The sequence below is a fragment of the Pseudomonas sp. 1152_12 genome (assembly GCF_052850675.1).
Genome location: NZ_VXCW01000005.1, coordinates 382258 through 402781, shown reverse-complemented (window position 1 = coordinate 402781; position 20524 = coordinate 382258). Strand labels below are relative to the sequence as shown.

Below are 20524 nucleotides of genomic sequence, written 5' to 3'. Positions count from 1 at the left end.
GGGATTGCTTGCTCCCACATTTACCGAATTGCAACTCTAGAAGGTTGTCGTCTCTTACGCATAAAAAATGCCCCGTATCGATTGATACGGGGCATTTCAGTGAAGCGCGGAAGCGTGCGTTATGCGATGGCTTCGCTACGTTTGCCGAGCATGCGGTCAACCACGACAGCGACCACCAGCGTCATCACCGACGGCACCAGCCACGCCAGGCCTTGCTCACTCAGCGGCAGGTGCGCCAACTGCGTCGGCATCCAATCCGCCAGACCCGCGCCTTTGAGCGCATCGATGCAGCCAAAGATGAACGACACCAACATCACCGGACCAACGATACGGCCTTGCTCCAACCAGAAGTCTTTGCAAAAGCTCAGTGCCACTAACACGATGCACGGCGGGTAGATCGCCGTGAGTACCGGGATCGAGAAGGCGATCAGCTTGGTCAGGCCCAGGTTGGACACGAACAGCGAGAACAGCGCCAGGATCACGACCAACGTCTTGTAGGACAGCGGCAGGATTTTGCTGAAGTACTCAGCGCACGCACACGTCAGGCCCACGGCGGTCACCAGACATGCCAGGGAGATCAGCACGGCGAGGAAGCCGCTGCCCAGAGAACCGAACGTGTGTTGCACGTAAGCGTGCAGCACGGCGGCGCCGTTGCCAGCACCGGCGGCCACGGCATGGCTGCCCGAACCCAGGCGGAATAGGCTGATGTACACCAGCGCCAGGCCCACACCGGCAATCAGCCCGGCAATGATCGCGTAGCGGGTGATCAGTTGTGGCGACTCGACGCCACGGGAACGGATGGCATTGACGATGACGATACCGAATACCAGCGCGCCCAGGGTATCCATGGTCAGGTAACCATTGATAAAACCTTGGGAGAATGGTGCGGCGACGTACTCTGGCGTGGCAACACCCACATCACCGGCTGGCAACGCAAACGCGGCCATGCCAAGAATGGCCAGGGCAATGATTTTCAGTGGTGCCAGGAAGCGACCGACGGTGTCCAGCAGTCGACCTGGGTACAGGGACACGAAGAACACCACCAGGAAATACACCGAGCTGTAGAGGAACAGCGCCAGCGGGCTTTCGCCGGTCAGCGGCGCCAGGCCCACTTCAAACGAAACGGTCGCGGTACGCGGGGTGGCGAATAGCGGCCCTACCGCCAGGTACGCCGCTGCCGCGAGCAGGCCGCCGGCGATCTTGCCGATCGGGCTGCTCAGCGCGTCCATGCCGCCGCCAACTTTGGCGAGGGCGATCACAGTAACCACCGGCAGACCGACCGCAGTAATCAGAAAGCCCAGCGCCGCCATCCAGACGTGAGGCCCGGACTGCAAACCAACGATAGGCGGGAAGATGATGTTGCCGGCGCCCACGAACAGGGCAAAGGTCATAAAGCCTAACGCCAGGATATCCTGGCTTTTCAACACGTTCATTTGAGGAAATACCACACTACCGAATCGGAATTTAGAGAGGGATTCCCTATGGATGAGGGAACTGCTGCCGGCCCTGATGGGGACCGACCGATCTAGCGCGCGGCTTCCTTTTGAGATGCGGACGCATAAAGAGGCGGCAAGAGTACAGAATTAGGCTGACAAACGCACTGTTGCGGGGCGAACTGTCCGATAAGCGACATCCAAATGTCGCATTTTCATACTTAAATTTGGCACGCCAGCTCCCACAGGTGGACGGGGCATCCAATCTGATGAGAATACCCAGAATGCACAAAGGCCACCCGAAGGTGGCCTTTGTGTTGGTGAAGCGTCAGCTAAGCGCGAGGCTTACTTGACAGCCCAACCGGTCAGCTCGGACAAAGCCTTGCCGATGTCGGCCAGCGAACGCACGGTTTTAACGCCTGCGTCTTCCAGGGCAGCAAACTTCTCGTCTGCAGTGCCCTTGCCGCCAGAGATGATTGCGCCAGCATGGCCCATGCGCTTGCCAGCAGGGGCAGTCACACCAGCGATGTAGGAAACAACCGGCTTGGTCACGTGTGCCTTGATGTAGGCAGCCGCTTCTTCTTCAGCCGAACCGCCGATCTCACCGATCATGACGATCGCTTCGGTCTTCGGGTCTTCCTGGAACAGCTTCAGGATGTCGATGAAGTTCGAACCTGGGATCGGGTCACCGCCGATGCCGACGCAAGTCGACTGACCGAAACCGGCGTCAGTAGTTTGCTTCACAGCTTCGTAAGTCAGGGTGCCGGAACGCGAAACGATACCGACTTTGCCTGGCAAGTGAATGTGACCTGGCATGATGCCGATCTTGCATTCGCCTGGGGTGATCACGCCTGGGCAGTTAGGGCCGATCAGGACAACACCCAGATTGTCACACTCAACCTTGGCGGCCAGCATATCCAGGGTAGGAATGCCTTCGGTGATGCAGACGATCAGCTTGATGCCGCCGAATGCTGCTTCCAGGATGGAGTCCTTGCAGAAAGGCGCTGGAACGTAGATCACGCTGGCGGTGGCGCCAGTGGCTTGTACTGCTTCTTTCACAGTGTTGAACACTGGCAGGCCCAGGTGCTCGGTGCCGCCTTTGCCCGGAGTAACGCCACCCACCATTTGGGTGCCGTATTCGATGGCTTGCTGGGTGTGGAAACTACCTTGCGAACCGGTAATACCCTGGCAGATAACTTTGGTGTCTTTATTGATCAGGACGCTCATTATTTGCCCTCCGCAGCTTTGACAACTTGTTGAGCAGCGTCGGTCAGGCTGGTAGCCGCGATGATGTTCAAACCGCTTTCTGCCAGTACTTTAGCGCCCAGTTCAGCGTTGTTACCTTCAAGGCGAACAACAACCGGGATTTTAACGCCAACTTCTTTCACTGCACCGATGATGCCTTCGGCAATCATGTCGCAACGAACGATGCCGCCGAAGATGTTGACCAATACTGCTGCGACGTTGGAGTCGGACAGGATGATCTTGAACGCTTCGGTAACGCGTTCTTTGGTAGCACCGCCGCCCACGTCGAGGAAGTTGGCTGGTTTGCCGCCATGCAGGTTGACGATGTCCATGGTACCCATGGCCAGGCCAGCACCGTTGACCATGCAACCGATGTTACCTTCCAGGGCTACGTAGTTCAGTTCGAACTTGGCAGCGTGCGCTTCGCGCGGATCGTCTTGCGACGGATCGTGGAAAGTTTTCAGCTTAGGCTGACGGTACATGGCGTTGGCGTCGATGTTGATCTTGGCGTCGAGGCAGTGCAGATCGCCGTCAGCCTTGATCACCAGCGGGTTCACTTCCAGCAGGGCCAGATCGTGATCCTGGAACAGTTTGGCCAGACCTACGAAGATCTTGGCGAACTGGGCAACTTGCTTGCCTTCCAGGCCCAGCTGGAAAGCCAGCTCGCGACCCTGGAATGGCTGAGCGCCAACCAGTGGATCGATAGTGGCTTTCAGAATTTTTTCTGGGGTTTCTTCGGCGATCTTCTCAATGTCCACGCCACCTTCGGTGGAAGCCATGAACACTATGCGACGGCTCGAACGGTCAACGACAGCGCCCAGGTACAGCTCTTTAGCGATATCAGTGCACGATTCAACCAGGATCTTGGTGACTGGTTGGCCATTGGCATCAGTCTGGTAAGTCACCAGACGCTTGCCCAGCCACTGCTGTGCGAAGGCCTTGGCGTCTTCTTTGCTGCGAACCAGCTTGACGCCGCCCGCTTTACCGCGACCACCGGCGTGGACCTGGGCTTTGACAACCCATTCGGTACCACCGATTTTGTCGCAAGCTTCTGCTGCTGCTTCCGGGGTGTCTACTGCGTAACCCTTGGATACTGGCAGGCCGTATTCAGCGAACAGCTGCTTACCCTGATACTCGTGAAGATTCATGCTTTTTACCGTCTTCGTTAGGTACTGCGCATTCGGCGCTGCGCTCATTATGAGTGCCGCACCACCTGTGACTGCTGCTTGCACAACTTGTGGGGCTTAAAGCCCGTAAAGCTGCGCAAGACTGCGTCCAGCGGATATTCCGCGGTGAGTCTTGCGCGCAAGGCTCACGACGGGCAACCGCCGTGGTTTCTTATTATCTCGCTTAGCGCTTCTTCTTGTTAGCGATGTGAATGGCGCCGCCATTCACTGCCAACGCTGCTTCGTGCAACGCTTCGGACAGAGTCGGATGGGAGAAGACCATCATGCCCAGGTCCTCGGCACTGGTGCCGAATTCCATACCGATCGCGCCTTGCTGAACCAGTTCTGCAGCGCTTGGGCCAATCACGTGGACGCCCAATACGCGGTCAGTCTTGGCATCAGCGATGACTTTGACAAAACCGCCGGTGTCGTTGGCTGCCATGGCACGGCCAGAAGCGGCAAACGGGAAGGTGCCGACGTTAACGTCAACGCCTTCAGCTTTCAACTGCTGTTCGTTCTTGCCGACCCATGCAATTTCCGGGTGGGTGTAGATAACCGATGGGATCAGGTCGTAGTTCATCTGGGTTTTGTGACCCTTGATGCGCTCGACAACCATAATGCCTTCTTCGGAAGCCTTGTGCGCCAGCATCATGCCGCGAACCACGTCACCGATGGCGTACACGCCTGGCACGGTAGTAGCGCAATGATCGTCAACGTGGATGAAACCACGCTCGTCGATGTTCACGCCGCTGTCGGAAGCCAGCAGGTCGGTGGTCACTGGACGGCGACCCACGGCTACGATCAGCTTGTCGAAGGTGATGGTCTGCTCGCCTTCTTTATCGGTGTAGGTCACAACGACTTCTTCGCCGTTGACCTTGGAACCGGTAACACGGGCGCCCAGCTTGATATCCAGACCTTGCTTGGTCAGGGTTTTCAGCGCTTCTTTGGACACTGCGGTGTCGGCAGCCAGCAGGAAAGTATCCAGGGCTTCCAGCACGGTCACTTCGGAACCCAAACGGGACCATACCGAACCCAGTTCCAGACCGATCACGCCAGCGCCGATCACGCCCAGACGCTTAGGTACGGTTTGGAATTCCAGGGCGCCGGTCGAATCAACGATCACCTTCTGGTCAACTGGAGCCGGTGGAATATCGATTGGGCGCGAGCCTGGCGCCAGGATCACGTTTTCGGCTTCGATGACTTCTACCGAGCCGTCCGGCTTGGTGATTTCGACTTTCTTGCCGGCCAGCAGCTTGCCGTGGCCTTGCAAGGAAGTAACACCGTTGGCCTTGAACAAGGTGGCAACGCCGGAGGTCAGGCCTTTAACGATGTTGGCTTTACGGCCAACCATTGCTGGCACGTCCATGGTCACGCCAGCATGGTTGATGCCGTGGATCGCGAAGCCGCTTTGGGCTTCGTGGAATTTCCAGGAGCTGTCCAGCAGCGCCTTGGAAGGAATGCAACCAACGTTCAGGCAAGTACCGCCCAGCGCCAGCTTGCCTTCCTTGTCGGTGTATTTTTCGATGCAAGCAGTCGAGAGGCCCAGTTGTGCGGCCTTGATGGCGGCAACGTAGCCGCCAGGACCTGCACCAATCACTACAACGTCAAATTTCTGCGACATGAAAATAGTTCCTCTATTTAGCAGCAAGCTTTCAAGCCGCAAGCCCCGAGCCCAACTGCCTTATCCGGCAGCCTGTCACTCGAGGCCTGCAGCTGCTTCTATCAGATATCCAGCAGCAGACGAGCCGGGTCTTCCAGCAGGTTCTTGATGGTCACCAAGAAAGTCACGGCTTCTTTACCATCGATCAGGCGGTGATCGTAAGACAGTGCCAGGTACATCATTGGGCGGATCACGACTTGACCGTTGATGGCCATCGGACGCTGGATGATATTGTGCATGCCCAGGATTGCAGCTTGTGGCGGGTTGACGATCGGCGTCGACATCATCGAACCGAAGGTACCACCGTTGGTGATGGTGAAGGTACCACCGGTCATCTCGTCGATGGTCAGCTTGCCATCACGGGCTTTCTTGCCGAAGCCGGCGATGCCACCTTCGATTTCAGCCAGGCTCATCAGTTCGGCGTTACGCAGAACCGGTACTACCAGGCCACGGTCGCTGGACACGGCAACGCCGACGTCTGCATAGCCGTGGTAAACGATGTCGCTGCCGTCGATGGAAGCGTTGACTGCCGGGAAGCGTTTCAGCGCTTCGGTGGCCGCTTTCACGAAGAACGACATGAAGCCCAGGCGTACGCCGTTGTGGGACTTCTCGAACAGATCCTTGTACTTCGAACGCAGGGCCATGACTTCAGTCATGTCGACTTCGTTAAAGGTGGTCAGCATCGCCATGTTCGACTGTGCTTCAACCAGGCGCTTGGCCACGGTGGCACGTACGCGCGTCATCGGTACGCGCTTCTCAGTGCGGTCGCCAGCGGCGAACACAGGTGCAGCGGCAGCCGGAGCAGCAGCCTTGGCAGGAGCGGCAGCTGGAGCGTTTTTCTTAGCTTCAACCGCAGCAACTACGTCTTCCTTGGTCACACGGCCGTCTTTACCGGTGCCTTTGATGGAAGCCAGGTTGATGCCGTTCTCTTCAGCCAGCTGACGGGCAGCCGGTGCAGCGATTGGATCTTCGCCAGCGGCAGCTGGAGCAGCAGTTGGAGCGGAAGCGGCGGCCGGAGCAGCAGCGGCCGGAGCAGGCGCAGCAGCGCCGCCCGCTTCGATCGAGCCCAGGATCTGGTTGGACAGGACGGTAGCGCCCTCTTCAGCAACGATTGCGCCCAGCACGCCGTCAGCCTCGGCCAACACTTCCAGAACGACTTTGTCGGTCTCGATGTCGACGATCAGGTCATCACGCTTTACGGCGTCGCCTGGTTTCTTGTGCCAGGTGGCAACGGTGCCATCGGCAACCGATTCCGGGAATGACGGGGCTTTGATTTCGATAGCCATTATCTGTGGGTCCTTAAAATTCGGTTTCAGTCAGCGCGAAGGCGTTAAACAGTGAAAGCATCTTGCAGCAGTTTTTCCTGCTGCTCGGCGTGCATCGACGCATAGCCACACGCAGGTGCAGCAGAAGCATCACGACCGGCGTACTCAAGGCCGAGGCCTGTCTTGTGGTTACCGACGCTGCGACGCAAATGATGCTGGCTGCTGTACCACGCGCCCTGGTTCATCGGTTCTTCCTGACACCACACCGCTTTGGTGAGGTTGCTATAAGGCGCGATAGCCTCCATCAGGTCGTCTTCCGGGAACGGGTAAAGCTGCTCGATCCGCACGATGGCAATGTCTTCGCGGCCTTCGGCACGACGTTTTTCCAGCAAATCGTAGTAAACCTTGCCGCTGCACAGGATCAGGCGAGTGACCTTGGCTGCGTCGAGGGTGTCGATTTCTGAAATAACGGTCTGGAACGAACCGTCGGCCAGATCTTCCAGCGTCGAGATGGCCAATTTGTGACGCAACAGCGATTTCGGAGTCAGCACTACCAGCGGCTTACGCAGCGGGCGGATCACCTGACGACGCAGCAAATGGTAGATCTGGGCCGGGGTAGTCGGCACGCACACCTGGATGTTGTGCTCGGCGCACAGTTGCAGGTAACGCTCCAGACGAGCCGAAGAGTGCTCCGGCCCCTGACCTTCATAACCGTGTGGCAGCAACATGGTCAGACCGCACAGACGGCCCCACTTGTGCTCGCCGCTGGTGATGAACTGGTCGATCACCACTTGGGCGCCGTTGGCGAAGTCGCCGAACTGGGCTTCCCAGATCACCAGCGCCTGAGGCGTGGTGGTCGAGTACCCGTATTCGAACGCCAGTACGGCTTCCTCGGACAGGAACGAATCGTACAGGTCGAAACGTGGCTGGCCTTCGTACAGGTGCTGCAGCGGAATGTAGGTGCCCGCGTCTTTCTGGTTGTGCAATACCGCGTGACGGTGCGAGAACGTACCGCGGCCGATGTCTTGGCCGGTCATGCGGATCGGGTGACCTTCGAACGCCAGGGTCGCGTACGCCATGGTTTCAGCGTAACCCCAGTTGATCGGCAGGCCGCCAGCTTGCATCTTCTGACGGTCTTCGTAGATCTTCGCTACTTGGCGCTGCACCACAAAACCGTCTGGAATTTCCAGCAGTTTGGCAGACAGTTCCTGCAGGGTTTTCAGATCGAACGAAGTGTCATGACGCGCAGTCCAGGCGTGTCCCAGGTAAGGACGCCAATCAACGAACAGCTCTTTGTTCGGCTCTTTAACCAGGCTTTTTACTACATGCAGACCATTGTCCAGCGCGTTGCGGTATTCATCGACTTTCGCCTGAACACGCGCATCGTCAACTACGCTGGCCTTGATCAGGCTTTCGGCGTAAAGCTCACGGGTGGTGCGCTGCTTGGCGATTTGCTGGTACATCAACGGCTGGGTACCGCTAGGCTCATCCGCTTCGTTGTGACCGCGACGGCGGTAGCAAACCAGGTCGATCACCACATCACGCTTGAACTGCATGCGGTAGTCGATAGCGAGCTGGGTCACGAACAACACGGCTTCCGGATCATCACCATTCACATGGAGGATTGGCGCCTGGATCATCTTGGCAACGTCGGTGGCGTACTCGGTAGAGCGCGCGTCCAGCGGGTTGCTGATGGTGAAGCCAACCTGGTTGTTGATGACGATGTGAACCGTACCGCCCGTCTTGAAGCCGCGAGTCTGCGACATCTGGAACGTTTCCAGAACCACGCCTTGACCGGCGAACGCCGCGTCACCGTGGATGGAAATCGGCAGGACCTTTTCACCCGTGGAATCGTTACGACGATCCTGGCGAGCACGGACCGAACCCTCGACCACTGGAGAAACGATTTCCAGGTGGGATGGGTTGAAGGCCATGGCCAGGTGAACTTCACCGCCGGTGGTCATCACGTTGGACGAGAAGCCCTGGTGGTATTTAACGTCACCGGAACCCAGTTCGACCTTCTTCTTGCCTTCGAACTCGTCGAACAGCTCGCGCGGGTTCTTGCCGAAGGTGTTGACCAACACGTTCAGGCGACCACGGTGAGCCATGCCGATCACGACTTCCTTGGTGCCGTAGGAACCGGAGCGCTGGATCAGCTCGTCGAGCATTGGAATCAGGCTTTCGCCGCCTTCCAGGCCGAAACGCTTGGTGCCCGGGTATTTGGTACCCAGGTATTTCTCGAGGCCTTCGGCTGCGGTCACACGCTCCAGCAGGTGGCTGCGCACATCGTCGGACAATACCGGACGGCCACGCACGCCTTCCAGTCGATGCTGGAACCAGTGGCGCTGCTCGGAATCGGTGATGTGCGTGAACTCAGCGCCGATGGTGCGGCAATATGTCTGCTGCAACGCTTCGTGAATTTCGCGTAGGCTCGCTTCCTCTTTGCCGATGAACAGGTCGCCGGCACGGAAGGTCGTATCAAGATCGGCATTGGTCAAGCCGTAATGATTGATCGACAGGTCTGCAGGTGCAGGACGCTGCCAGAGCCCCAGCGGGTCAAGCTGGGCCGCCTGGTGGCCACGCATCCGATAGGCCTGGATCAGTCGCAGTACTTCAACTTGCTTCTTCTCGTGCTCACTGCTCACGCTCCCGGCGGAAACCGGCTGAGCGCGGCGCTGGTTCTTTGCCAGCAGCACAAACTGATCGCGAATTGTTGCGTGCGATACATCGGTGGCAGCGTTGCCGTCTGAAGACAACGTCTGAAATTTGGTGCGCCATTCTTCTGGCACAGCGTTAGGGTCGTGCAGGTAGAGCTCATAAAGCTCTTCCACATAGGCAGCGTTACCACCTGAAAGATAGCCGCTGTTCCACATGCGCTGCATCACGCTTTCTTGCATGCTTGGTCACCCTCGATTTGGGGACACCACCGGCGAAAACACCGAGTTTGCTTGCAAAAGGCCAAGTGCAGCGACCAAAACAAGCCACTTAGGATCACGCTGATAGTTCGGGTACCAACCCGAATGCCCCTGCTTGTCTCATTTCTTCAAAATAAGAGCCGCGGCTTTGTAAGTCGCTGCTCAAGTTAAAACTACGGCGCCGGTTGAAGCCTGCGCCGTAGCATTTACGGGCACAACGGTCCTGCTTTGCTACAACGTCGCTTACACGCCGCTTTGCAGCAGCATGTTACGAATGTGACCAATGGCCTTAGTCGGGTTCAGGCCTTTGGGACATACGTTGACGCAGTTCATGATCCCACGGCAGCGGAATACGCTGAACGGGTCATCCAGTGAAGCCAGGCGCTCGGACGTCTTGGTGTCACGGCTGTCTGCCAGGAAGCGGTACGCTTGCAGCAGTGCAGCTGGACCCAGGAACTTGTCCGGGTTCCACCAGAAGGACGGGCACGAAGTCGAGCAACAAGCGCACAGAATGCACTCGTACAGACCGTCGAGCTTTTCACGTTCTTCAGGGGACTGCAGACGTTCGATGGCCGGAGCCGGCGTGTCGTTCTGCAGGAACGGCTTAACTTTTTCGTATTGCTTGTAGAAGATGCTCATATCGACGACCAGGTCACGGATAACCGGCAAACCTGGCAGAGGACGAACGATCAGCTTGTTGCCTTTGACGACGGCGGACAGCGGCGTGATGCACGCCAGGCCGTTTTTGCCGTTGATGTTCATGCCGTCGGAACCGCACACACCTTCACGGCAAGAGCGACGATAGGAGAAACCTTCGTCCTGCTCTTTGATCAGTGCCAATACATCCAGCACCATCAGGTCTTTACCACCGGTATCGACCTGGAATTCCTGCATGAACGGCGCAGCGTCCTGATCAGGGTTGTAGCGGTAAACACTGACTTTCAACATGGCAGCCACCCTTAGTAAGTCCGAATCTTCGGTTCAAACGTCGGAACCGTCTTCGGCGAGAAGTTCACGGCACGCTTGGTCACGCGCTTGTCACCCGGGAAGTACAGGGTGTGGCACAACCAATTTTCGTCATCGCGATCTTCAAAGTCTTCACGAGCGTGAGCACCACGGGATTCTTTACGAACCTCGGCGGCGATCGCAGTCGCTTCAGCCACTTCCAACAGGTTTTGCAGCTCAAGGGCTTCGATACGAGCGGTGTTGAACGCCTGGCTCTTATCGTTGATCTTGACGTTGGCGATGCGCGTACGCAGGTCAGCCAGTTGGGCAATACCCTTCTGCATGTATTCGCCGGTACGGAACACACCGAAGTAGTTCTGCATGCAGTTTTGCAGCTCACGACGCAAGGTCGCTACGTCTTCGCCATCGGTACGCTCGTTCAGAGCGTTCAGGCGCGCCAGGGCGGCCTCGATATTGGCGTCGGTAGCGTCATCGTATTCGATGCCGTCGGTCAGGGCTTTTTCCAGGTGCAGGCCGGCCGCGCGGCCGAACACCACCAGGTCGAGCAGCGAGTTGCCGCCCAGACGGTTGGCACCGTGAACCGATACGCAAGCCACTTCGCCTACCGCAAACAGACCATGAATGATCTCGTCCACGCCTTCGGCGTTCTGGGTGATCGCTTGGCCATGAATATTGGTCGGCACGCCGCCCATCATATAGTGGCAAGTCGGAACAACCGGAACCGGCGCAACCACCGGGTCAACATGAGCAAAGGTCTTGGACAGCTCACAGATACCTGGCAGGCGGCTGTGCAGGACTTCTTCGCCCAGGTGATCAAGCTTCAGCAGTACGTGGTCACCATTCGGGCCACAGCCGTTGCCGGCGATGATTTCTTTAACCATCGAACGCGCCACAACGTCACGACCGGCAAGGTCTTTCGCGTTCGGAGCATAACGCTCCATGAAACGCTCGCCGTGCTTGTTGATCAGGTAACCACCTTCACCACGGCAACCTTCTGTAACCAGTACACCGGCGCCGGCAATACCGGTCGGGTGGAACTGCCACATTTCGATGTCTTGTACCGGAACGCCTGCACGCAGGGCCATGCCGACGCCGTCACCGGTGTTGATCAGGGCATTGGTGGTCGATGCGTAGATACGACCTGCACCGCCGGTCGCCAGCACAGTAGCCTTGGCGCGGATGTAGGTGGTTTCACCGGTTTCGATGCAGATGGCGATAACGCCGACGAATGCGCCGTCAGCGTTCTTCACCAGATCCACCGCGTAGTACTCGTTCAGGAACGTGGTGCCGGCTTTCAGGTTGCCCTGGTAAAGGGTGTGCAGCAGCGCGTGACCGGTACGGTCGGACGCAGCACACGTACGGGCAGCCTGGCCGCCTTTACCGTAATCCTTCGACTGGCCGCCGAATGGACGCTGGTAGATGCGACCTTGTTCTGTGCGCGAGAACGGCAGACCCATGTGGTCGAGTTCGAACACGGCGGCCGGGCCTTCCTGACACATGTATTCGATAGCATCCTGGTCACCGATGTAGTCGGACCCCTTGACGGTATCGTACATATGCCAGCGCCAGTCATCGTTTGGATCGGCAGAGGCGATGGCGCAGGTGATGCCACCCTGGGCCGAAACGGTGTGCGAACGCGTCGGGAACACCTTGGTGATCACGGCAGTCTTGTGACCGCCCTGGGCCAGCTGCAGCGCTGCGCGCATGCCAGCACCGCCGCCACCAATAATGATGGCGTCGAAGGAAATAGTTGGAATGTTAGCCATGACTCAGATACCCCAAAGAATCTGCACACCCCAGACGAAGTAAGCGAACATCGCGACGCCGCATACTGCCTGGAAGAGGAAACGGACTGCAGTCGCGGACTTGCCCAGCGCCATCGGCGTCAGGTAGTCAGTCGCGATGGTCCACATGCCGACCCAGGCGTGTGCGCCCAGGGCTACAAGTGCCAGCAGACTGAAGATTCGCATCGCATTGTGGGAAAACAGCCCGTGCCATTGCTCATAGCCAATGCCCGGGTTTGCGACGAGGTATCCGATCAGGAAAATGAAATAAGCCGCGAGAACGACCGCAGACACACGCTGCGCCATCCAGTCATAGAGGCCTGAACGCGAAAGGTTCGTAACGCTGGTTACCATATCCAAACTCCTGCCAGAACGATCAGCACCACGGAAATGGCGATGATGATTTTCGAGCCCAGGCGGCCGCCTTCCAGCGTCTCGCCGATGCCCATATCCATGATCAAGTGGCGCACGCCGGCTACCAGATGATAAAGCAGAGCGGACAGGAGGCCCCATGCTACGAACTTGGCCAGCGGGCTGGTCAAGCATGCCTTCACCTCGGCGTAACCCTCCTCGGAACCCAGGGATTTGCTCAATGCATAAAGCATGATGCCCAAGCCCAGGAACAGGATGATGCCGGAAACACGGTGCAGGAACGACGTAACGCCGGTGATGGGGAGTTTGATGGTCCTTAGGTCTAGGTTTACAGGTCGTTGGCTATTCACGGCTTTTTTTCACACTGAAGAGCCCCTAACAATCAGGGCAAAGTTGTTGGGGAGTGCACTGGTCAGGTAAGCACCACCCAGGGAGTGCGACCCCCAATGAAAGCAAGCCCAAAAGCCCTTGGCGGTCGGTGGCCGAGTATAGACAGTTAGGCTACTAATGACAACGCGCACACCTCACCCTAATAGCGGATTGCGCTGGCAGGATAAAAGGCGTAAACGGCGTTCAATTTCGAGGAAAAAGTATAGTTAAAGCCTTCTGGAGCAAGACTTTAGGCAAATTGACATCTGAATTTATCTCACTATAGTGGTGCGGGCCCTGCGTGGGGGGTCTGTCTGATGATTTGAAGCATAAATAGGAGGCCACATGGCTGACAAAAAAGCGCAGTTGATCATCGAGGGCGCAGCCCCCGTCGAGCTGCCCATTTTAACCGGCACCGTTGGTCCCGATGTTATCGACGTACGGGGCCTGACGGCCACGGGCCGTTTCACTTTCGACCCAGGTTTCATGTCGACCGCCTCTTGCGAGTCGAAGATCACCTATATCGATGGCGATAATGGCATTCTGCTTCACCGAGGCTACCCGATCGAGCAACTCGCCGAACAGTCGGACTATCTGGAAACCTGTTACCTGCTGCTAAATGGCGAATTGCCAACGCCTGAGCAAAAAGCCCAGTTCGTCAGCACCGTGAAGAACCACACCATGGTTCACGAGCAGTTGAAGACCTTCTTCAACGGCTTCCGTCGCGACGCCCACCCGATGGCCGTCATGTGCGGCGTGGTCGGCGCCCTGTCGGCTTTCTATCACGACTCCCTGGACATCAATAACCCGCAGCATCGCGAAATTTCCGCGATCCGCCTGGTTGCCAAGATGCCGACCCTGGCCGCAATGGTTTACAAGTACTCCATGGGCCAACCCATGATGTACCCGCGCAACGACCTGACGTACGCGGAAAACTTCCTGCATATGATGTTCAACACCCCGTGCGAGATCAAACCGATCAGCCCGGTGCTGGCCGCGGCAATGGACAAGATCTTCATCCTCCACGCCGACCACGAACAAAACGCCTCCACCTCTACCGTGCGCCTGGCCGGCTCTTCGGGTGCCAACCCGTTCGCCTGTATTGCCGCCGGTATCGCCGCACTGTGGGGCCCTGCCCATGGCGGTGCGAACGAAGCCGTATTGACCATGCTCGATGAAATCGGCGATGTCTCCAACATCGACAAATTCATCGCCAAGGCCAAGGACAAGAACGATCCGTTCAAGTTGATGGGCTTCGGTCACCGGGTCTACAAGAACCGCGACCCGCGCGCCACCGTGATGAAGAAGACCTGCGACGAAGTGCTGAAGGAACTGGGCATCAAGAACGATCCGCAACTCGAACTGGCCATGCGCCTGGAAGAGATCGCCCTGACCGACCCGTACTTCATCGAACGCTCGCTGTACCCGAACGTCGACTTCTACTCGGGGATCATCCTCAAGGCGATCGGCATTCCAACCAGCATGTTCACCGTGATCTTCGCCCTGGCCCGTACCGTAGGCTGGATCTCCCACTGGAAAGAAATGCTCTCCAGCCCGTACAAGATTGGCCGCCCGCGCCAGCTGTACACCGGCTACGAGTCGCGTGACATTACCAAGCTGGAAGATCGCAAGTAAGCACTTAGCGGCTTGCTTGTAATGAGAACGGCCTCCCTTAGCGGAGGCCGTTTTTGTTTGTGGTGCCTGGTTTACCGCCATCGGGAGCAAGCCCCCTCCCACATTTGACTGTGTTCACAAGTTGAAATCTGCGAACCCAATCCAGTGTGGGAGGGGGCTTGCTCCCGATGAGGCCAGCCCACCCAACACAAATCTTCAGGCAAAAAAATACCCCGGCCTTTCGACCGGGGCATTTTCTATCCAGCTATAACCTTAATGGTTAACCGCCCCACTCGCTCCCAGGCCAGTTTGCGAACGCACAAACTGCGGGAAGTACAGCGCACGCTCCTTCTCTGCCGCCGCCGACTTGTCGGTGATGGAGAAGAACCAGATACCGATGAACGCAATGATCATCGAGAACAACGCCGGGTATTCGTACGGGAAGATGGCTTTTTCGTGATGCAGGATCGACACCCAGATGGTCGGCCCAAGGATCATCAGGCCAACGGCACTGATCAAGCCCAGCCAGCCGCCAATCATCGCGCCACGGGTGGTAAGGTTCTTCCAGTACATGGAGAGCAGCAGCACCGGGAAGTTACAGCTGGCAGCAATGGAGAACGCCAGGCCGACCATGAACGCAATGTTCTGGCTTTCAAACAGGATACCCAGGCCGATTGCCAGCACCGCCAGGGCGATGGTGGTGATCTTCGATACGCGAATCTCATCCTTCTCGTTGGCTTTGCCTTTCTTGATCACGCTGGCATACAGGTCATGGGACACCGCCGAAGCACCCGCCAGGGTCAAGCCAGCAACCACCGCCAGGATGGTGGCAAACGCCACGGCCGAGATGAAGCCCAGGAAGATACTGCCGCCCACCGCGTTGGCCAGGTGCACCGCCGCCATGTTGTTACCGCCCAACAAGGCGCCTGCCGCATCCTTGAACGCCGGGTTGGTGCTGACCAGCAGGATCGCGCCGAAGCCGATGATAAAGGTCAGGATGTAGAAGTAGCCGATAAAGCCGGTGGCATACAGCACGCTCTTACGCGCTTCCTTGGCGTCGCTTACGGTGAAGAAGCGCATCAGGATATGCGGCAGGCCTGCGGTGCCGAACATCAGCGCCAGCCCTAAGGAGAATGCAGAGATCGGATCTTTCACCAGGCCGCCGGGGCTCATGATCGCCTCACCTTTAGGGTGAACCTTGATCGCCTCGGAAAACAGCATGTTGAAGTCGAAGTTGACGTGCTTCATCACCATCAGCGCCATGAACGAGGCACCGGACAGCAGCAGGACCGCTTTGATGATCTGCACCCAGGTCGTCGCCAGCATGCCGCCGAATAGCACGTACATGCACATCAGGATGCCCACCAGGATCACCGCCACATGGTAATCAAGGCCAAACAGCAACTGGATCAACTTGCCCGCACCAACCATCTGCGCGATCAGGTAGAACGCCACCACCACCAGCGAGCCACAGGCCGACAGGCTGCGGATCTGAGCTTGCCCGAGGCGATAAGACGCCACATCGGCAAAGGTGTACTTGCCCAGGTTACGCAGACGCTCGGCGATCAGGAACAGAATGATCGGCCAGCCCACCAGGAAGCCGATCGAGTAGATCAAGCCGTCGTAGCCAGAGCTGAACACCAGCGCGGAAATCCCCAGGAAGGACGCCGCCGACATATAGTCGCCGGCAATCGCCAGGCCGTTCTGGAAACCGGTGATCTTGCCGCCGGCCGCGTAGTAGTCGGCCGCCGATTTGTTGCGCTTGGATGCCCAGTAGGTGATGCACAAGGTCGCACCGACGAAGGCCACGAACATCAGGATTGCGGGGATATTCAGCGGTTGTTTATGCACTTCACCGGTCAATGCGTCCGCCGCCCAAACAGCAGGTGCAAAGACCGAAGCGCCGAGTACAGCCAATAGACGACGGATCATTGCGCAGCCTCCTTGAGAATCGCATTGTTCAGGTCGTCAAATTCGCCATTGGCGCGTCGTACGTAAATCGCAGTCAGGACAAAGGCCGAAACAATCAGCCCGACCCCAATCGGGATTCCCCAGGTGATGGACGAACCGGGGCTGAGCTTGGCCCCCAGTATTTGCGGCCCATAGGCAATCAGAAGAATGAAACCGGAGTACAGCCCAAGCATGATCGCCGAGAGAATCCAGGCGAACCTTTCCCTTTTTCTTACCAGCTCCTTGAAACGCGGGCTGTTTTGAATCGAGAGGTAAATGCTGTCGTTCATTGTTTTTATCCTCGCAGCACAGCTTTTTTATTATTGGAACGTATCCACTGTATGCGGCTGCAGAACAGGTTCCAGACGACCTTAGTAGTAGAACGAGATAGCAACTTCGCAAGTTTTTCAGTCAACAAATAAATGGCAGCCTGAATACAAACAAAAAAATGTGGGAGCGGGCTTGCTCGCGAATGCGGTGTATCAGTCAATAAATGTGCTGACTGACACACCAGATTCGCGAGCAAGCCCGCTCCCACATTAGGTCTGCGGCGTAACTTCTACAGGGTTAACGGTTATTTACTGATCCACTCGGCCACACGCTCTGGGTGCTTGGCAACCCAGTCCTTGGCCGCCGCATCAGGTTTGGCGCCCTCTTGAATCGCGAGCATGACTTCGCCGATTTCATCCTTGGAGGCCCACTGGAATTTCTTCAGGAAGGCGGCGACTTCCGGCGCTTTCTTCTCCAGGCCCTTGCTGCCGATGCTGTTGACGGTTTCCGCAGCACCATAAATCCCTTTTGGATCGTCCAGGAAACGCAGTTTCCACTTGGCGAACATCCAGTGTGGCACCCAACCGGTCACCGCAATCGAGTCCTGCTTGTCTTCGGCACGGGTCAGCTCGGCGATCATCGCGGCGCCCGAGCTGGCTTGCAGCTTGTAATCCAGGCCGTAGGCCTTGATGGCTTCGTCGGTTTTAAGCATTACGCCTGAACCGGCGTCAATGCCGACGATCTTGTTCTTGAAGGTAGTGTCGGTCTTGAGGTCTTCGATGGACTTGGCCTTGACGTACTCCGGCACGATCAAGCCAATTTTTGCATCCTTGAAGTTGGGGCCGTAGTCGACCACCTTGTCCTTGTTCTTGGCCCAGTATTCACCATGGGTCACAGGCAGCCAGGCGGAGAGCATGGCGTCGAGTTTGCCGGTGGCGACGCCCTGCCACATGATCCCGGTGGCGACGGCTTGCAGTTTCACGTCATAACCGAGCTTTTCCTTGATCACTTCTGCTGCCACATGAGTGGTGGCAACGCTGTCGGACCAACCGTCTACATAGCCGATGCTCAGGGTCTTGCTGTCGGCGTTGGCCAGTGTGGAGCTCATCGCAACTACCAGAGTGGCAGTTGCGCCCAAGAGTCGTCGCATCTTCATCGTACTTCCCCGAAAGTGCTGCGCCCGACGGATGCCGAGCGACGTCAACCTGTTGTTATGTGGTGCACCGCGCCCCCTTCACGCGCATCGATCCGGAGGCTGTGACATCAGTGGAGTGCTGACACTTCGATCATCAACCCGCCGGGGCCTTGGACCTGCTCTGACTGCGACCTCAGGTGAGCAAGAAACGACATCACATCGCCAGCAGGACGATTTGTAGGACATAGCAACAAAATCCCGCCCGAACTTTGCATGTCTAAATTATGCTGCCCCACTGGACGGGCTAAATCCGGGTAAGATGCGCGCCTTTGCTCCCCCAGATAAGCCGACTATGCCTGCCACTGCCCGCCTCCCTGCCCTGCCCTATGTTTTCGCCTTGATCCTCGGCGTGCTTGCCCTTGTCGGCTATTGGTACGGCCTCGGCCGGCCCGTGGTGTTGCCGGACGTGGCCAGCGCCAGCCACAAAATGCAGTGCGCGTCCTACACGCCATTCGACAAGGACCAATCGCCGTTCGACCAGCCATTCCAGCTGCGCCCCGAGCGTATGGATGCCGACTTGGCACTGCTGGCCACCCGTTTTGAATGTATTCGCACTTACTCCATGACCGGTCTGGAAGCCCTGCCAGGCATGGCGCGCAAGCATGGGTTGACGTTGATGGCCGGCGCCTGGGTCAGCAGTGACGCGGTTGCCACCGAAAAAGAAATCGACGAGTTGATCACTGCGGCCAACGCCAACCCTGACGTGGTCACCTCGGTCATCGTCGGCAACGAAGCCCTGTTGCGCAAGGAAGTCACCGCCAAGCAACTGGTGACGCTGATCCATAAAGTCAAACGTCAGATCAAACAGCCGGTCACCTATGCCGATGTGTGGGAGTTCTGGCTGCAACACCCGGAAATCGCCCCGGCCGTGGATTTCCTGACCATTCACCTGCTGCCGTACTGGGAGGATGACCCGTCCGGCATCGACCAGGCGCTCAAGCACGTGGGTGATGTACGCCAGACCTTCGGCAACAAGTTCGCCCCCAAAGACGTGCTGATCGGCGAGACCGGCTGGCCCAGCGAAGGTCGCCAGCGCGAAACAGCCGTGCCGAGCCGCGTTAACGAAGCCAAGTTCATGCGTGGCTTTGTGGCCATGGCCGAAGCCAACGGCTGGCGCTACAACCTGATCGAGGCGTTTGACCAGCCGTGGAAACGCGCCAGTGAAGGCGCGGTCGGCGGTTACTGGGGGCTGTTTGATGCTGATCGCCAGGACAAGGGCATCCTCGCCGGGCCGGTGAGCAATGTGCCGTACTGGCCGCTGTGGCTGGGCGTGGGCGGGATTATCCTGCTGGGCACCTTGGCCCTCGGCGGCCGCGTTCGCAGCACTCGCGCAGCGCTAATGCTGCCACTGCTCGGAGCGGTCGCCGCCTGCTCAATCGGCACCTGGGCCGAACTGACCCGCGTCACCGCACGCTTCAACGATGAATGGGTGTGGGCAGGCTTGCTGATCGTGCTGAACCTGCTGGTGCTGGCCCATGCTGCGCTGGCCCTGAGTGCGCGGGACGGTTGGCGCGAACGGGCATTCAACTGGCTGGAGCAACGCGCAGGCTGGCTGGTGGCAATCGCCGGCTTTGCCGGCGCGGTGATGATGCTCGCACTGGTGTTTGACCCGCGCTATCGCAGCTTCCCAAGTGCGGCACTGGTGTTGCCGGCCCTGGTGTATCTGGTTCGCCCGGTAACCGGGCCACGCCGGGAGATCGCGCTGCTGGCCTTCATTATCGGTGCCGGCATTGCGCCGCAGCTCTATCGCGAAGGGTTGCTGAACCAGCAGGCGTGGGGTTGGGCGGTGCTCAGCGTGATGATGGTTGGAGCGTTGTGGCGTTGCCTACGGGTGCGTAGGGCTTAAAAATGCTATCGCAGGCAAGCCACACATTAGACCGCATGCCAAAGAGTCCACTCGGTCTGATGTGAGAGCTGGCTTGCCTGCGATGAGGTCCTATCAGGCAGCCCGTGGCTTCCTGACCAACCGCAGCCCCGCAATCACCACCGCAAACACCGCGAACGTGGTGTTGTACAACGCCAGCGCGGGAAAACCGAACACCAGCCCCAGTACCGCCAGGCCCCATCCCGCACGGCCAGGCACAAAGAACGCTAGCACCGATGTAACCAATGCCGCCCAGCCCAACACCTTGAAGTGAATCATCAGCCCCAGGTTCGAGCGCAGCTGGCATTCCCAGCGGCTGGCCTCATCGACGCAGACTCCTACCCAGCGGCCATCCTCCATAAAACCGTATCGGGCGCCATAACTGGCGGCCAGCCATAACGGCAGAGCAATGAGCAGCAGAATCAACGGCAAACGACGGGACATGGAGCACTCCGA

General features: G+C 58.0%; 16 protein-coding genes. 2 read left to right on the top strand and 14 right to left on the bottom strand.

Annotated features, from left to right (window positions below; all coding sequences use genetic code 11):
- Positions 1-119: 119 nt before the first annotated feature.
- The 10 genes from brnQ to sdhC form a co-directional block, all read right to left on the bottom strand.
- Positions 120-1433, bottom strand: a complete 1314-nt coding sequence (brnQ, locus tag FW764_RS12180; protein ID WP_446434134.1) for a branched-chain amino acid transport system II carrier protein — start codon at positions 1431-1433, stop codon at positions 120-122.
- Positions 1434-1778: 345 nt separating this feature from the next.
- Positions 1779-2660, bottom strand: coding sequence for a succinate--CoA ligase subunit alpha (gene sucD / locus FW764_RS12175; RefSeq protein WP_446434133.1), 882 nt, complete (start codon positions 2658-2660; stop codon positions 1779-1781).
- A complete protein-coding gene (gene sucC / locus FW764_RS12170) occupies positions 2660-3826 on the bottom strand; it encodes an ADP-forming succinate--CoA ligase subunit beta (RefSeq protein WP_003210567.1) in 1167 nt (388 codons plus the stop codon). Before sucC ends, sucD begins: the two co-directional genes overlap by 1 nt.
- A 202-nt stretch (positions 3827-4028) precedes the next feature.
- Complete coding sequence (gene lpdA, locus FW764_RS12165; RefSeq protein ID WP_446434132.1) at positions 4029-5465, bottom strand: dihydrolipoyl dehydrogenase; 1437 nt, start codon at positions 5463-5465, stop codon at positions 4029-4031.
- 101 nt (positions 5466-5566) lie between these two features.
- A complete protein-coding gene (gene odhB / locus FW764_RS12160; protein ID WP_446434131.1) occupies positions 5567-6790 on the bottom strand; it encodes a 2-oxoglutarate dehydrogenase complex dihydrolipoyllysine-residue succinyltransferase in 1224 nt (407 codons plus the stop codon).
- A gap of 44 nt (positions 6791-6834) precedes the next feature.
- Positions 6835-9666 carry a 2-oxoglutarate dehydrogenase E1 component gene (locus FW764_RS12155; protein ID WP_446434130.1) on the bottom strand — a complete coding sequence of 944 codons (2832 nt, stop codon included), beginning with the start codon at positions 9664-9666 and terminating at the stop codon, positions 6835-6837.
- Between the two features lie 261 nt (positions 9667-9927).
- The gene (locus FW764_RS12150) at positions 9928-10632 is read right to left on the bottom strand and encodes a succinate dehydrogenase iron-sulfur subunit (protein ID WP_003172807.1); all 705 of its coding nucleotides are present in this window, start codon (positions 10630-10632) and stop codon (positions 9928-9930) included.
- Positions 10633-10643: 11 nt separating this feature from the next.
- On the bottom strand, positions 10644-12416 hold the full coding sequence (gene sdhA, locus FW764_RS12145; RefSeq protein WP_446434129.1) for a succinate dehydrogenase flavoprotein subunit: 1773 nt from the start codon (positions 12414-12416) through the stop codon (positions 10644-10646).
- Between the two features lie 3 nt (positions 12417-12419).
- A complete protein-coding gene (gene sdhD, locus FW764_RS12140) occupies positions 12420-12788 on the bottom strand; it encodes a succinate dehydrogenase, hydrophobic membrane anchor protein (RefSeq protein WP_003172805.1) in 369 nt (122 codons plus the stop codon).
- On the bottom strand, positions 12782-13156 hold the full coding sequence (sdhC, locus tag FW764_RS12135; RefSeq protein WP_003172804.1) for a succinate dehydrogenase, cytochrome b556 subunit: 375 nt from the start codon (positions 13154-13156) through the stop codon (positions 12782-12784). The genes sdhD and sdhC overlap by 7 nt, the downstream gene beginning before the upstream one ends.
- Positions 13157-13520: 364 nt before the next feature.
- Here sdhC and gltA point away from each other — a divergent pair, with 364 nt between their 5' ends.
- A complete protein-coding gene (gene gltA, locus FW764_RS12130) occupies positions 13521-14810 on the top strand; it encodes a citrate synthase (RefSeq protein WP_446434128.1) in 1290 nt (429 codons plus the stop codon).
- A 252-nt stretch (positions 14811-15062) separates the two neighbouring features.
- Here the strand turns inward: gltA and FW764_RS12125 are convergent, their stop codons facing one another.
- The 3 genes from FW764_RS12125 to FW764_RS12115 form a co-directional block, all read right to left on the bottom strand.
- A complete protein-coding gene (locus FW764_RS12125) occupies positions 15063-16721 on the bottom strand; it encodes a cation acetate symporter (RefSeq protein WP_446434127.1) in 1659 nt (552 codons plus the stop codon).
- A complete protein-coding gene (locus FW764_RS12120) occupies positions 16718-17029 on the bottom strand; it encodes a DUF485 domain-containing protein (protein ID WP_053255227.1) in 312 nt (103 codons plus the stop codon). The genes FW764_RS12125 and FW764_RS12120 overlap by 4 nt, the downstream gene beginning before the upstream one ends.
- Before the next feature lie 284 nt (positions 17030-17313).
- The gene (locus FW764_RS12115) at positions 17314-18165 is read right to left on the bottom strand and encodes a glycine betaine ABC transporter substrate-binding protein (RefSeq protein WP_446434126.1); all 852 of its coding nucleotides are present in this window, start codon (positions 18163-18165) and stop codon (positions 17314-17316) included.
- Positions 18166-18496: 331 nt separating this feature from the next.
- Between FW764_RS12115 and FW764_RS12110 the strand changes: the two genes are divergently transcribed.
- On the top strand, positions 18497-20050 hold the full coding sequence (locus FW764_RS12110) for a glycoside hydrolase family 17 protein (RefSeq protein WP_446434125.1): 1554 nt from the start codon (positions 18497-18499) through the stop codon (positions 20048-20050).
- Positions 20051-20143: 93 nt separating this feature from the next.
- On the opposite strand, the gene FW764_RS12105 is transcribed toward FW764_RS12110, so the two are convergent.
- Positions 20144-20512 carry a hypothetical protein gene (locus tag FW764_RS12105; protein ID WP_446434124.1) on the bottom strand — a complete coding sequence of 123 codons (369 nt, stop codon included), beginning with the start codon at positions 20510-20512 and terminating at the stop codon, positions 20144-20146.
- Between the last annotated feature and the right edge of the window lie 12 nt (positions 20513-20524).